This is a genomic window from Shewanella sp. 10N.261.52.F9 (genome assembly GCF_041471165.1).
Lineage (GTDB): Bacteria > Pseudomonadota > Gammaproteobacteria > Enterobacterales > Shewanellaceae > Shewanella > Shewanella marinintestina.
The window spans coordinates 103905-119861 of the sequence record NZ_JBFRNX010000001.1; the positions used below are offsets into that span (position 1 = coordinate 103905).

Sequence of the window (15957 nt, forward strand, 5' to 3'; positions counted from 1 at the left end):
TAATCGTACATTTTAGCAGGTGTTAGGCAATCTCTTCTTCAATTATATCCACTAGCTTAAGCTGCTCGTCGTGGCCAAAAGAGGTGTTGTCAGCATTGGACACCAAAAATACGTTTTCGGTACACTCACCTAAGGTACTAATTTTTGCTGAGTGAATACTTAAATTACGCTCGGAGAGAAGATTACAGATCTGCTCTAGATACATAGGATCATCTAAAGTGTTGACCTTAAGCAGCGCCCTATTCTTTTTAGTGGTATGCAGTACTGTCACCACTGGTGGGCTATCAAAGTTCTTTAATGCTCTATGGGTCACGAGCTTTCTCGGCCTATCTTTTTGATCGATAGCTCTGTGTATACGTTTAACGATTTGCTCTAGTCTTGGTTCATCATCGATCGGCTCATCTTTATGATCCAACACCTTAATTATCTCTAGGACTTGACCATTTTTAGTCTGCATCATCTGCGCATCTTTAACCTTGAGCTTTGAACTCGCTAAGGTTTTAAATAGATCGACAAATAGCTTAGGTCTGTCTTCGGTATAAACAAAAATACTAGTAAAACCATTGTCGCCATTTTTACCGATTAAGACGCGAGTGGTGCCCGGCTCGCCTTTTAGCACGCCTTGGCTAATATCAACAATATCTTCAACTGAGTTACCGCTGAAAAAGTTATTCGGCAAACTCTGCCAAAATCGAGTTAAACGTTCAGGTTCTACGCCCGCTTGTAACAGTTCGGCTTTGGCGTCACTTTGGTTTTCACGAATAACCGTACGCACCTCAAAGATGTTCTCAATACCTTGCTTTAATGTTTCGCGGATTGCCATATATAACTGAGTTAACTGGCTCTCTTGCCAATCGTTCCAATAGCTTTCATTGGTTGCCATCATATCTGCAATCGTAAATAAAAACAGTGCATTGAGCTTGCTCTGAGAACCAACGACTTTGGCCAAATGCTTAATTACATCCGGCTCACTAATATCTTGCGTTTGAATAGCACTAATCAATACATTTTGATTAGCCACTAACCAGTAAATAAGTGCTGTAGTTGAACCTTTTAACAGGTGTTCTTCTGCTAGCTCTTTTGCCTGAATAGCACTTAACTCACTATTCTCAATGACCTGCTTACCAGACAAGTGATGACAAAGCGTGGCAAAAACTAGTGCAAAACGATTACTCAAATTTTGATAAATACTGTATGTCAGGCTGTTTTTCTTGTTCAGAGCAAAGCTGTCGATGTATTGAATCGCTTTGAAAGTATGCTCATCGACTGTAAAGGCGTTATGCATATCAAACTGCATTTGGCCTTCAATGGCATGCCACTGTGAACAATAGGCCGCTAATACTCCATAGCGATGCATTAAGCCTAAACATTTACGCAGACCTTTAGGATGAGCCAATATGGCCAGAAACTCTTCACGGCAACCTTGGTAATCTTGCAGCTCACCGAGTAAGCGGCGACGAGTTTGGCGCAGCAGCCTTAATGTTTTCGGCGCAATACCCACAATATTATCATTGTCGGCAATCAGCTTAAACATACGCATGACTTGGCGTTTATCAATAAATGCCTGCGTAAACTTAACCTCTATCAAACCGTTACATACACTGAAGTATTTATCGATTGATTGTAGGTTTTCTCGCTCGGTTTCATTTAAAGTATCTAACTTAAATGAATCACAAATAATTTGGTTTATTTCACGCACACGAGTCATTGCTCTAAAGAGCTGACGCATCATTCGCTCAATAGCTAGCTGGCTATTATCACCCTGACCAAATTGCATAAACTCAGCCACTGCTGCTTGATGCTCAAATAACAGTACGTCTTGTGCAGATTGAGTGACGCAGTGTAGCGCCCACCTTACTCTGCAAATAAAGTCATAGGCCTCTAGTAGCTCATACACTTCGTCTTGATCTAAAAAGCCTATGGTCTTTAAGGCGTTAGCGTTAGCGAGTGAGAAGTGCTTTTGCGCAATCCACATAATTGTATGGACATCACGCAGACCACCTGGATTGTTCTTTAAGTTAGGCTCTAAATATAACGCCGTGTTTTGCGCCTTATTGTGCCTAAGTTCCTGCTCAACCATTTTGGCATCATAAAATGACAGGCTGGTCCAAAGCTCATTTTGATACAGCTGATCTTTAATGGTTTGCGAGTGTTTTTTCGAACCCACTAAACAGCGAATATCAAGCAGGTTAGTTGCAATAGTGATATCTGTTGATGCAGCTTCGATAGATTCAGAAAGTGTTCTAACGGTTTGACCTATGTCTAAGCCAAAATCCCAGAGGCGGGTAAGGAAAAGTGATAATTGTTCTTGCTGGGGTGGGGTTAACTCTTGTTCAACGATAATGGCTAAATCGATATCCGACCTAGGGTGCAATGCCCTTCGACCATAACCTCCAACCGCATTGAGCGACATTGAAGTTTGATGTAAGTGGTATGTCTTCCATAACGACACCAACATTTCGTCTATATGCTTAGCACGCTTTTTTAGCAGCGACTGCACAGGCAAAGTTAAAAACTGTGCATTAAGCTGTTCGTCGAAATTTTTAATATGAAACTTCAACTCCGACAGAGAATTCAGTTCCAATGTATTAGACATAATTAAGGACTCTTTAATCGCTAAACAACAGGTTTACACTAGCTCAAATTCCAATATTCCCCCTGCGGAATTTAATATCGCAGGCTAAACTAAAGCACCATAAAACATAGCTCAAACAGCTCCAGCAGCGACATAACCATAACAATTGCAAGACTTTTTTTCAACAAACCCAAGCTGAATGGCAGCTTTTATAAGCCTTATACTCGCAATATTCAGTCCGCTCAAAATAAGATCTTCACTAAAATGAGTTGCCAACAAACGATTACGATTTAATCACCATTTAGTGGCAAGCACCTTGAATAATAACAAATTAATGCCATTTACCTCGGGGCAATGATCAAGTAACCTTACATTGATTGCTGACACCGCTAGATAACCCTGACTCAGCAGTTTTATTCTCTAAAATACTGCAGGCTAATAACTCGCTAAAGGTCATCAAATGAATCAAAAAGTTGTATTGGTAAAAAGCTATTTTGCTAAGATCGCAACCGATAAACGCGAAGAAATGTGGGCAGCTAAGCCAAAAACATCTGAGTTTGAATACTCGACTTGTAAAATAGATATTGAGCGCCTTGATACCGATCTGCAACAAGCAATCGCTAGCCTAAATCAGCAAGGTTATAAAGTGATGCAAATTACGCCAGTGCTTTCTGGTGATTTTGCTTTTAAAGATCACTTCAGCGACCCGCACTTGCTTGGTAATGGAGTGAGTACTGAAGGCGGCTACGGATATGGTTTCTCTTATACCGACAGCTTAATTATTTTGGCGGAGCAAGTTAGTCAACCACACTGTGAGCAAGTAACGCCAGCTAGTGAGCCTCTACTAGAAGCTGACATAACTCCAGAACAGGAAACTAACGACTAAGCACGCGTTAGTTAGTATAAAATAATTGATGTGCGCTATACATTTTGAAATAGCACTTCGAGCGTAAACGTTAACACCACTTGGTTAATACGCTCGGAGAGCTCATCTTCTTTACTCCAACGGTACTCAGGAGTAACAGCAAAAAAAAGCCAATCACGAATAAAATTTTGTCGATAAGTGGCGCTTATACTGGCATTTTTCACATAATGATAGGGTTCATCGACACCATAAATACTGGCTTGATAGCTTAATGCCTGCTTGTTATTTATGTATTGATAAAGCTTAACGCTAGAACCAAATTCCCAACCATTATTTCGATTTTCATATTGTGCTACTGCACTCCAGCGCCCCACAAAGGTTTCGTTAAAAGCGTGTTCAATATCAAATTCAGTCGACTCCCCCGTAACCTTTTTTTCCTGATAAATCTTTTGGGTTAAGCGGGTAACAGTACTATCGGAAATCGGATAGGTATAGCGCCACCTTGCCTCAAGTTTAGGCTTTAAGTTGGCTTTGATATTAAAACTTACACGGCCTTTGGCATACCAGTCATACCTTAATCCAATATCTCTATCATTATTGTCATCTGGTGATTTCAAAAACGAAAATGGATCGTCCTCACCTGTTGAATCTAAGATCAGCTTTAAACGCTTGCTCGCTCCAGGTAAGTTCAATCGAGCGTTCAAGTTAGCTCGATACTTAAAGCCCTCTTCAGCGTAATAAGAAAAATCGTTATACCAGCGAATAATGGTTCCAGCTCGCGCATCATCCTCCACTCTGTCATCAACAAAAAAGCTATCAAACCAAATAGCTGGCTGACAAAACTTAGTGTTAAGGTAATCAAATGCCTTGTCTATCGCATCTTCCATTTGTGAATTGCTATAACAAGGATCTTCAGTTTTGGCAGCTTCTTCTAAGCTGTTAGCTTCATTAGCGTCTTGCCCCTCTCTAGCTCTCACTGTTGCAGGTTCTGTGACGCTAGCTTTTTGTTCTAGTTTGGAGGCAGGCTCTGGATCAAGCCGAGCTAAAAATGTTTTAACAGGAGACGGTACTGGTTGCTTGGATGGACTTTCTGCCAGAGGTAAAGCGGATTGCTCAGTTTTAATCCCTTGTTCTACTACGGGCTTAGCCTCAGTAATTACGCTTGTTTCAGGCAAAAGCTCTGACGCTTGCACTGCTATAGAAGCAGCAAGACCACAAAATAGTATAGCTAATGAAAACTGATGCTTAAACAACAAGATAAGAGCTCTAATCCGTAAAATCAATATGCTGCGATAATACCACCGATTACATTGCCATTACAGATTAAACATAAGTCCTACATACATTCAAACCTTACTTGCTTCAATGTAAGTAGATAATTCTACCTGGCAAAATATTGATTACCACAGCGATTAAAAAACTAACTAAAACTGACCCTTACAGCCATCCAAGCACGTCAGCGATTAAAACTTATAACAGCTTAGCGGTAGCGAGCTCTTACACATTAACTTCACATCTTCACAAGTAAACTGCACTTCATGCTTAGCTAATTAATGTTTTTAGTAATGCCATTTTACGGTTTAAGCCGTTTTAGACCTTGATTAGCTAGAGCACATTCAAATCTTAAAAAACATCATTATTTAAACTAGGTAATTTCACTATGACTCGGCATTATAATTCGCTCTTAGAGCAAAGAATCGAACCCGTAATATTTAAACCATGGTTGCCCTTGTCTATTCTATTAATTGCTATTGTTAGTTGCTTTGCAATTGCTGCCACAGCTCCAGTCTCTGCAGAAAAAGTTCAAGGTGAAACCGCCGTTAACGTCAATGTTATGACGATTACACCAAGTGTTTTTACACCGAGTTATAGCGCCTATGGCAGTGTCATTGCCGACAATAAATTAACCTTAAGTGCGCAAGTTGACGGTCAACTAACTTATCTCAGCAGTAATCTTGTAGAGGGCGGAATTATTGGTTTAGATGAATTGGTTTATCGACAAGATGACGCCGATCTCAACGCCATTTTATCTCAGCGACAAGCCCAATGGGAAATCGCCAGAGCGCAACTAGCACTGGAGCAAGGTGAACAGCGGATAGCTGAAAAAGATTACCAAATGATGCAACAAGACTTTAAAGATAATGACTGGAAAATTGATCTAGATTTACTACTGCGTCAACCGCAATTGAGCCAAGCTAAAGCTGAGATCAATATTGCCCAGAATGCTTTAAAAATCGCTGAGAGAGATCTTAGCCGCAGCCAATGGTTAAGTGATAAACGCTATATCGTTGAATCTAAAAACGCGACCCAAGGTGACTATCTGTCTAAAGGGGACAAAGTCGCGACACTTGTTGATATAAGCCAGTTGAGAGTGCCTATTTATTTACCTCGGGCACAGGCTTCCCAGCTACAATTAGGCCAAACTATTCGTTTAACTCAGCCGGATACAGGGCAAAGCTTTAATGCAAAAATCAGCCATATCGTGCCGATTTTAGACCCCTCTTCTCAATTGCAAAAAGTCTTTGCCCAATATCAGGCGATACCGCAGCAAAACAGCCCATTGATTATTGGTGATTTCGTTAAAGCCAACATCACTTTTGCACCTATCAACGATACCGTACGTATTCCGCTTGCAGCCATAGATAACGATCAAGTTTGGCTCGTCGGTCCTAACAAAACCTTACAAGCCAAAGCTATTAAGGTGCTGCATCAAGATGAAAGTCATGCGGTCATCAACAACGTATTTACGGAAGATGAGTACTTGATTACCAGTAAACTCCACCGTCCACTAGCTGGTTTAACTGCCAACATTGTGGAGAACTTCTAATGTCAAAGATACAAGCCCAAACAACCGCACAAACTCAAGCACTACCACTATTTCAACGATTGTTATCTTGGATGATAGATAACCCTGTTGCCGTTAATTTGCTGACTCTTTCGATCATTGTTTTAGGTGTTTACCGCTTTAACGACATAAATCAGGAAACCTCCCCCTCATTTAGAGTTGATGAAATTGAAATTAGCGCTAGCTTTCCCGGTGCGACAGTTAAAGAAATAGAGCAAAGCATCATATTACCTATCGAGCATCGACTTAAAGAAAATACCCGCATTGATAGACTGCATGCTAGTGCTACTCAAGGGGAAGCCTTAATCACAATAAGCTTAAATGATGGCGTCGACGTCAACAGCATGCTTGCCGATGTTAAAAATGACTTAGACAGTATTAATAGCTTTCCTGACAGCATGGAGCCCATACAAATTAGCCTTGTTGAAGAGTTAGAACCATTAATTGAACTGGGTATTTATGGCGATCTCACCGAAACGGAATTAAAGAATGAAGCCCTTACGTTAAAACGCGAATTACTGGCAAACTTCGATATTGCGCAAATCAAGCTTGAGGGCGTTAGAGACAGCGAAATTGTCATAGAAATAAGTCAAGATAAACTAAAGCAACACCAACTCAGCTTGGCGCAAGTCATAGATAAAGTTGCAAATTCAGTTAGCGACACCTCGGCCGGCAGCATCAGTACCAATGCCGGTGACATTGTTATTCGCACCTTGGGCCGTAAAGAACAATTAGCCGAATTTCGTGCAATTAGCATCTACAGTAATCAACAAGGTGCAGAGCTTACATTAGGGCAAATAGCTAACGTCAGTTGGGGATTTTCCCAGTCGGAGCAACCTTTTCTGGTTAACGGCAAACCGGCTGTAATGTTGGTGATTTACCAAAGCAAGCATGTCAAACCTATCGCCCTTAGCGCTGAGATACAAAACTATCTCAAGCAATATCAAGCACAGCTACCAATAGCGAGCCAAATAACAATATTAGAAGATCAAGCACAGGCATATCAAACACGCAGCAAACTGTTACTCGATAATGGCGTAATCGGTTTAATCTTAGTCATTATTGCACTATCGCTGTTTCTTGATACTCGATTGGCATTTTGGGTATGCATGGGGATCCCCATCGCAATATTAGGTTCACTGGCAATTATGCCAACACTAAATATTGCGCTGAATATGGTGACCTTATTTGCCTTTATTATCACCCTTGGGATCTTAGTCGATGACGCGGTAATTGTGGCCGAGAACATCTACCAAAAAGTACATGATGGCCTAGAAATAGACCAAGCTTTAAAGCAGGGTGTGCATGAGATGGCGCTGCCAGTATGCTTTTCTGTGGCCACTAATATTATTGCTTTTATGCCGCTACTGTTTGTAGCGGGCGAGCTAGGCAATATGTATAAGCCCATGACATTACTTATTTTTGCTATCTTTTTTGTCTCACTCATCGAAGCCTTGTTTATTCTTCCGTATCATTTAAAACAACTGAATAAACCAAAAAGGTTAACTCAGCTAGCCCAAATACAGCAGCGCAGTTTTAATGCTTTTGAAAAGCTGCGTGAGGGCCATTTTAAGCGTTTACTTAATCAGACACTGAAAAACCCTTTGAGCGTTATCGCGGTTTTTATTGCTGCGAGCCTTATCGTCTTTACATGGGTAGGTTCAGGACGAGTCGATAGCAGTTTTGTGCCGAAAGTTGAGTCGGAGCGAATCGATGTTGAGGTAGAGTTTATTGCAGGCAGCTCGCTTGCCGATAAAAAGCGAATTATGCAGACCATTGAAGCTGCAGGCGTACGAGCCTTTATTCGCCAAAAAGAGCCAGGCAATTATAAACATATCATGTTGTCGATTGAAGGCAGCGCAGGCTCAAGTACCTTCCAAATTCCAGCTGAAGAACAGCGCCAATATAGCGCGAGGCAATTAGTCAATAATTGGCGACAGGAGATAGGTGAAGTCGCTGGTGTAAAATCACTTTTCTTTGATTTTGAAGTCGGCCCTGGCGGCGGAAAAGAAATATCAATTGAACTTGCTAGTATCGACAGTGAAGCTCTGCAGGCGGCAAGTTATACCCTCATGGACAAGCTTCAATCTTTACAAGGGATCGCAGATATAGATAGCGGCTTAATCGATGCCCAACGCGAGTACACCCTCACCGTTAATCAACGAGGCTTATTAATGGGCTTTACCAGCGATAATTTGGGCTCAATTGTGCGCAATAGTTTGTATGGCAAAGAAGTCAGCCGCCAAATACAAGCTGGCGAAGAGTTAAAAGTACGAGTCATGCGCGATAAGCGTGAACAATATAAAGCCAATACGTTAGCTGACATATTGATAATCTCACCCTCAGGGCAACAGGTCTTACTAGGGCAAGTCGCAACAATTAAGCCTGAGTATTCACAGGCACAAATTGAGCGTGTAGACGGGGTTGAGCAAGTCGAAGTCAGCGCCAGCGTTATTCGAAGCCAAGCCAATGTGTCATTACTCGTAAAGCAGGTTGATGAACAGGTTTTGCCCAGTATTGCTCAGCAGTACCCAAATGTAGCGTTAGAGCTAGGTGGTAGTGCGAGAACTGAGCGAAAAGTAAGTGCCAATCTAACAAGTGGCATTGTATTAGCGCTATTTCTTGTGTTCGCTTTTTTAGCGATTTATTTTAAAAATAGCTTAGATGCGTTACTCGTTCTTAGTGTCATTCCACTGTGTTTAGCCGCTGCGATGCTCGGCCATATAGTGCTGGGGCATAGCTTTAGCGTGATGAGCCTATTTGGCATGATTGCGCTATCGGGACTCGTGGTTAATGGCTCATTTGTGTTGTTACTGGAAATCAAAAAACGTCAGCAACTTGGTTTAGCTATTATTGATGCGGTTTTGCAAGCCAGCCTTGCGCGCTTTAGACCGGTAACTATCACAGCGGTTACAACCACAGTAGGGTTAGCCCCGATGCTATTTGAAACCTCTGTTCAGGCACAATATCTTATTCCTATGGTAATAAGTTTAAGTTTTGGCACTCTATTCTCTCTTGCCACCATCTTAATTTACTGCCCTGCGATATTTTATTTAGCCGAGCGATGGCGAGCATCTAAATCAGTTAATCAAGGCGTTTATACTCTTGCTCCGAGCTCAATGGGTTAACAACTATCACTCAGCAAATCTAGGCTGTAAATCACTTTGAAAAGTAGAAGTGGTGCAGCCTTCTTTTAAGCAAAAGTGCTATTGATTAAGCATGATATTTTACGTCAGCGTATCTTTAGAATAGGATCCAATTCCAATACAGATATTAATGGATTAATAATCAGTGCTTTCCCGACTATCAAATACTCATTGCTTGTCACTTGCAGGGCTAATTAGCCTTGCCCTTGTGGCGCTTAAGGCCGCGATAATATTACTTTTTCCGGAGCAGCTTTATTTTTTTGGTAGCAGCATACCTGCGGATTATGCCAACAATGCTTACCTGCAAGATCAAAATCAGAGGTTTTGCTTCTTCTTACTCTTTATCTATGCGTTTTTTGCTAGCTACTGTGTTGTCGCAGAAACGAAAAACATATCCCTGCCTTTTATGATTTCAGTTTTGCTGCTGTTTGTACTGCTATCTATATTATCAGCCATGCTAACGCTAAGCACACCACTAGCAGAACCTGTCAGTGCCAGTTATCGCTATTGGCCAATATGGGTTATCAATAGCCTTACTGAACTCATGATTGCTGTTTTAGCCGTTGCAGGGCTAAAACATTCATGGCGACGCTTGGCTGCTAAAATCAATTACCAACAAAATATTGTCATGCTCAGTGCAATAGTCATCGCCTTTAGCATTACCCAATTTTACGTACCTGACAGGTATATGGACTGGAGCTTAACCTTAATAAAGCAATATAAAGAGCTGCTAACTCAATTACCCTATGAACTTGATGACCTTATTAGCATGTTTTGGTTCAGCCTACCTAAATATGTCATCTTATTTTCTATATCAATTGCTCTCTTAGCTAAACTTGGGCATGGTCGTCACTTTGTTTACGCCCTACTTTTAAGCTTTATCTTGTTGCAATTTGTCCTCAAAGAACTGCCGATAATATCAACGTTAGCCATCGCCTCAACAACGCAAGTAAGCCAAATACTTTTGCTTACCAACAGCTTTGCTATTGGGCTGCTTGTGATTATGGTTGGTTGTATCTCAAATACTCAAAGCAAAAGACTTGGTACAAGCAAAGCTTAACCGTAATCATTATTCTATTGACCTGTCTATAGGTATAGGCTTGAAACTCCACGCTGTCGTCAAGGCTAGGATGAAATATGTATACGGTTACCCAACTTGCAAAACGCGCCAATATCTCTCGAACCACTCTGCTCTATTATGAGAAAGAGGGGCTGCTGACTCCAGCTTTACGAGCTGATAATGGTTATCGATATTATGGTGAGGCTGAAGATAAAAAGTTAGCTGCGATAGTGTCGTATCGTGCATATGGGTTATCAGTAGCCAATATTGCAACCTTACTTAACAAAGAGAACGCACTTGAGCAACCTCAGCTATTAAAAGAACACTTTAATCAGCTCGAGCAAGAGGTTGCCAAACTTAGACAGCAACAGCGGGCCATTGTCATCTTATTGAAGGCCCCTGATTTATTGGAGAATGAAATGGTAAACAAACAACGTTGGGTAGAGATTATGCTTGAAGCAGGATTTGACGAAGCGGCAATGGTGCGCTGGCATCAAACCTTTGAAAAGCTTGAGCCAAAAGAGCACCAAAAATTCTTAGAGTCTCTCAGTATTGATGCTGAAGAAATCAAACGCATTCGTGCTTTGTAATATATCGCTTGGAAAATGCCTGCTTAATAGCAGGCATTTTTATGACGATAAGCAGCTCCCCTACCTCACCACTTTTTATCATTCAAAGCTCCAGTCATTACTAAAACAATTAAACCTTATATTGCCACCTTGAATTTAATCTAACGGTTGGCTTTACTTACCTAAGCAACAATACTGTTTATTCACTAGTTAGGGGTTGATATGTTAGGCGAAGATCACTCACTTATTCATGAGTTTCCTGAGTACCAAGATATTATTGTTAAGCTTTGTCAAAGTGATGAGGCTTTTGCAAAAGACACTAAACATTACAATGCGCTTGATAAAGAGATCCGAGTGCTTGAACTAAAAGGCGCCCCCATTGATGATGAAGCGATGCACCAACTCAAGCATGACAGAGCGGTATTAAAAGATGCGCTTTACCACCAATTAACTCACTTTAACGGTTAACCTCTCTAAACGGCATCAAAACCTTAAGTAAGTGATTGATGCCGCCCCGCCTTTTTGAGTAACATCCCAAGCACAAACGCAACCAATTAAGCACAACTGTTTCACCTATTAGCATTTACTGGTATCTTTGCGGCGCATATTAAGAAAGGATATCAAAATGCTGCAAAAAAACTCAAAATTTACCCAAATTACAAAATCATTTTCATTGTTAAAGATTCTGCCAATCTTATTGTTAATCGTCGCTATCTTTAATTCTTACTTTATCGTTGTTGAAGGCCACGTCGGCGTGGTAAAGCGTTTCGGTGAGGCAAAAGATCAGCAAAATCCAGGCTTACATTTCAAAATTCCTTTTATTGAAACGGTTGAAATGATCGAAGTGCGTACCCGTAAAAATGCCGAGAAAATGGCATCAAGCACTAAAGAGCAAATGCCTGTCACTATCGAAGTTTCGGTTAACTGGACGGTAAATAAAGAAGCTGCGCTTGACCTATTTAAGCGCTATGGCGGCTTAACTCAATTTGAGCAGCGTATTCTTGACCCACGTTTCCGCTCAGCCACCAAAGACACCATTCCGCAATTTGAAGCCGAGCAGTTAATTCAAGACAGAGCCAGTGCCATACAAGGTATTGAGCGCCGCTTAGCCGAAGAAATGGAAGGCTTCCCTGTTATCGTTGATAACATTCAAATTGAAAATATTATTCTGCCGCAAAAATACATCAACTCGATTGAAATCAAGCAGACCGAGAAAAACCTCGCAGCAGCAGAGGAACACAAACTTGAGCGTCAACGCTTAGAAGCGCTACGAGCAGTAAACACTGCCGATGCTCGTGCAAAAGGGATTTTAAAAGTGGCTGAAGCTGAAGCGCAATCAATCTTGCTTAAAGGTAAGGCTGAAGCCCAAGCGATTGAAGCTAAAGCAAAAGCGCTTAAAAATAACCCGCTAATTGTTAAATTAACAGAGGCGCAGGCTTGGGATGGTAGATTACCAAGCACCATGATGGGTGACGGCGCTATGCCAATTATGGATATTCGCGACACAAATAAGTAATGCATCATTCGCGATAAAATAAAAATGGAGCCTTTTGGCTCCTTTTTTATTTCTAGTGATGATATTGCTCGATCTAGCTCAAGCAATTCAAAGCCTTATCCCTAACCACATCGACTTTATGTTAGTTTGCCCGCCATAAATAATCTCAAATCTGGATTAATGATATTTGTTGTTAACCCAAATTGAAAAATAAGGTTCTGCACTTAATGAACGTATCGAAGTTAACCATCGGTCTACTTGGCTCAAGCCTGTTAGCCTTGAGCGGCTGCGCACTCAACCAAGCTCCTACGCTTGTTAGTGAGGTTCAATTTAAGGACCCTCAATTTGCAAAATGTGTACAAAAAAACGAAGTTAAAAATCTAGCTCAAATCACCGAAATTCAATGTAATAGTCAACAAATACGTAATGTTGATGAAATTCGCTTTATGCCTGCACTAAAAACATTGATATTACTCGATAACCAGATAGCTCATATCGATATCGGTGAACTAGAACAACTAGATAGACTTATTCTTGCCGATAATCAGTTAACGGATATAGACCTGTCTAACAACCCTAACCTTACTGCAGTCAACTTGTCAGGAAATAAACTCAGCGCTATTGATGTCAGCAGCAATCCTAAATTAAAAAGCCTTTATGCTTATAAGCTGCCATTGAGCGATATTGATTTATCAGCACAGCCAAAACTTAGAGATATTGGCTTAAGTCATCATCAGCTTACCGAGATAGATCTGTCTAATAATTTAGAGTTACAGGCATTGCGTTTGCCTATTGGAACACTAAAAACCATAGACTTATCGCATAACCTTAAGCTTACTCACCTCCATTTATCTAGCAACAAACTGACTGAGCTCAACCTAGAGTATCATCCAGAACTCAGCGTTGTTTCGGTTAGGAATAACCAACTCAAGCAGCTTGATCTCAGCCACAATCCACTACTGCTTAAAGTTAAAGCTGATTACAATCAAATTGATGAACTTAAGCTAAACCCCAACTCTCCTTTAAAAGAAGTTGAGCTTAATAGTAATCGCATCACCAGCTTAGATATCTCCTCTTTTACTCAGCTACAAAAAGTGATTGCCTTCAATAACCCACTACAGCAGCTAATCCTCAATGAGGAGCATTTGCCGCAAGTTATCTCAATTGAAGGTACACCGTTAGATATCAGCAATAAAGCTACTCATGAACAACAATCGCTATCCAATTTAATCTCGCCAAGAGTGAGCATTATAGAGGCTGGCACAATTAGCCAAAAAGGCACTCAATATAATGTGGCTGCCAGCCAATTAGTCACGCCAACCTTAGGTCAATACATAGGCTATCGATATTCAGTAAGCTTACCGAAAAATGCTCAAGGTCAAATTGACCCGCTTATTAAGAATCAGAGTCAGTTCCCAATAACCGTGCGTATGACTCACCCTGAAATTGTCAATCCTAAGAGTGGCAAAGGCTTTACTAGCTCAAGTTGGACCGACACCATGTTTAAGCATGATAAAAACTTAGCCATGTGGTATTTCGGTGAGCCTCATGAGCTTGTCACGGGTCGCTGGACATTAGAGATCCTTTATCGTGATTCCGTCGTTGCTAAGAAGTCTTTTATGCTGGTAAATATGGATGAAAAGCCCAGCACTATGGGCAAAAAAAATAAGGTTATTGAGCAAGGGTTAACGCTCGAAAAGTTAATCACCCGAGGTGAATATTACCTTTGTGAACAAGATAAATACCAACAATGCTTGGGCTTTGATGATGTAAAAAGCTGCGCTATCAGCATGCAACCTTTTAAGTCTCAATGCTTACAAGATGCACTCATCATGATTAAACAGCGCTCAGCACTCCCGATGAATGAGCAACTCAGGGAATTTTTTAGCCGCTACACGGCTTGCATGGGCAGTAAGTACATTCGAACGACAAAGCTTGATCCGGAGCAAGTTGGTGAGTGTTTAATCCAGTAAAAAACGGGGTTCAACATCAACTATCTTAAAGCCCGCAATTTGCGGGCTTTCTATTTGCCTAATTGTTAACCCTATCACGTGTCTTTACACTTCTTTAATTGCAGTTGAAAGTGAGATTGATTACCATTCTCGCAAGTTTTATCTAACTTATGCCTTTTGCTAAAAATAATATAAAAATCAATATGTTTATAGCAACAAGCTTAAGGTAGCCCTTTTTTGTCTTGGACCAACATTTGCCTAGACTGACATTGAGAATGTAAATATGAACGCAGTATCAGCTTTAAAATGGTTTCATAACTGGGTAGGTTTTTTCATCAGCATTACTATGTTGCTTGTACTCACTACTGGCGTATATCTAGGTAGTGTTGATATGTTTAAGCGACTCGATGATAAAGGTCAGCAATATGCGCCGTTATCCATTGAGCAAAAAGCGCACACTGTGGAGACCTTATTTGAGCGTTACCCTGAAATGAGCACGGTACGTTTTCCAACTGAGCACACGCCTTACATCCAAGCGGCCACTCGCGGTAAAACAGTGGCACTAGACAGTGAACTCAACGAACTGTCTGTAAGTTCATTTGGCGACATTCCTGGTTATCGCACCATTTTTTGGCTACACCGTAACTTCTTGCTAGAAGACTTTGGCGGCAAATACATTAATGCTTGGGCATCGTTACTTGGCGGCACTGTGACCTTAGTGGGAATTTACCTTTGGTGGCGTGTGCGTAAAGGCTTTAGATTAAAACAAAGTATTCCCACTAATACCCGTTCTAGCAGCCTAGTAAAAAGCCATATTCAGTTAGGTCTATTTATCTCGGTACCATTATTTATTTTATGTATCAGTGGCTTTTTAATCACGTATAAAAGTTTATGGACTGGCGCATTAAAGCAACCACAATCTGAAATCAGCTACCCAGTGAGTCAAGCAAGCAACTGGCAAAATCAGCTACAAACAGCGCAAGATTTATGGCCTGAGGCTAATCTGGTTTCAGTGAGCAAACCACGGGTTAAGAAAGGTGAAGTCGTTACCGAGTTAAATTACAGCATTCGTTTTGATAGCCACAGCGGTGTATGGCTTCGTGAAGCAGACCGTATGACCATGAGTTTCGAGCAAGGCATTATTAAAGATGTGATTAAACATAGTGACAGACCGCTATCAGGCCAAGTCGCTGCGTTTGTTAGACCACTACACGATGCATTGAATATGCCATTTAGTTACGCATTGTTTATTACTTCGGTATCACTAATCGGCAGTCTGATATTAATATTTAGTGCGGTGACTTTTTACCGCCGTATATTCAAAAAGAGCAAAAACAGCGTAAATAAGGCTATTACAGCTTAAACACATGCTCAATGACTGAAAAATAGCAGCCTTATGGCTGCTATTTTTTTATCTTTAGCTTGTCACCCTCTCAGATATTGCCGCTCG

Annotated in this window: 11 protein-coding genes; 9 read left to right on the forward strand and 2 right to left on the reverse strand. The window is 41.0% G+C overall.

The features are described from left to right. Positions 1-22 precede the first annotated feature (22 nt). Positions 23-2596: a [protein-PII] uridylyltransferase gene (glnD, locus tag AB4298_RS00415; protein ID WP_248999353.1), complete on the reverse strand. Its 2574-nt coding sequence runs from the start codon at positions 2594-2596 to the stop codon at positions 23-25. Between the two features lie 439 nt (positions 2597-3035). On the opposite strand from glnD, the gene AB4298_RS00420 reads away from it, so the two are divergent. After that, positions 3036-3461 (forward strand): hypothetical protein, encoded by a 426-nt coding sequence (locus AB4298_RS00420; RefSeq protein ID WP_371985373.1) that lies wholly within the window; start codon positions 3036-3038, stop codon positions 3459-3461. A 35-nt stretch (positions 3462-3496) separates the two neighbouring features. On the opposite strand, the gene AB4298_RS00425 is transcribed toward AB4298_RS00420, so the two are convergent. Then, the gene (locus AB4298_RS00425; RefSeq protein ID WP_371985374.1) at positions 3497-4696 is read right to left on the reverse strand and encodes a hypothetical protein; all 1200 of its coding nucleotides are present in this window, start codon (positions 4694-4696) and stop codon (positions 3497-3499) included. Positions 4697-5169: 473 nt separating this feature from the next. Here AB4298_RS00425 and AB4298_RS00430 point away from each other — a divergent pair, with 473 nt between their 5' ends. From AB4298_RS00430 to AB4298_RS00465, 8 genes are all read left to right on the forward strand, one after another. Then, the gene (locus AB4298_RS00430; RefSeq protein WP_371985375.1) at positions 5170-6267 is read left to right on the forward strand and encodes an efflux RND transporter periplasmic adaptor subunit; all 1098 of its coding nucleotides are present in this window, start codon (positions 5170-5172) and stop codon (positions 6265-6267) included. Further along, entirely contained in the window at positions 6267-9413 is a 3147-nt protein-coding gene (locus tag AB4298_RS00435; RefSeq protein ID WP_371985376.1) for an efflux RND transporter permease subunit, read from the forward strand. Before AB4298_RS00430 ends, AB4298_RS00435 begins: the two co-directional genes overlap by 1 nt. A gap of 163 nt (positions 9414-9576) precedes the next feature. After that, entirely contained in the window at positions 9577-10491 is a 915-nt protein-coding gene (locus tag AB4298_RS00440) for a hypothetical protein (RefSeq protein WP_371985377.1), read from the forward strand. 77 nt (positions 10492-10568) lie between these two features. Then, on the forward strand, positions 10569-11081 hold the full coding sequence (locus AB4298_RS00445; protein ID WP_371985378.1) for a MerR family transcriptional regulator: 513 nt from the start codon (positions 10569-10571) through the stop codon (positions 11079-11081). Positions 11082-11282: 201 nt separating this feature from the next. Further along, positions 11283-11528, forward strand: a complete 246-nt coding sequence (locus AB4298_RS00450; protein WP_371985379.1) for an HP1242/YdcH family protein — start codon at positions 11283-11285, stop codon at positions 11526-11528. A gap of 157 nt (positions 11529-11685) precedes the next feature. Next, complete coding sequence (locus tag AB4298_RS00455; RefSeq protein ID WP_371985380.1) at positions 11686-12576, forward strand: prohibitin family protein; 891 nt, start codon at positions 11686-11688, stop codon at positions 12574-12576. A 206-nt stretch (positions 12577-12782) separates the two neighbouring features. Then, entirely contained in the window at positions 12783-14528 is a 1746-nt protein-coding gene (locus AB4298_RS00460; protein ID WP_371985381.1) for a DUF3859 domain-containing protein, read from the forward strand. Between the two features lie 262 nt (positions 14529-14790). Continuing rightward, positions 14791-15870 carry a PepSY-associated TM helix domain-containing protein gene (locus AB4298_RS00465; RefSeq protein WP_371985382.1) on the forward strand — a complete coding sequence of 360 codons (1080 nt, stop codon included), beginning with the start codon at positions 14791-14793 and terminating at the stop codon, positions 15868-15870. The last annotated feature ends 87 nt before the right edge of the window (positions 15871-15957 follow it).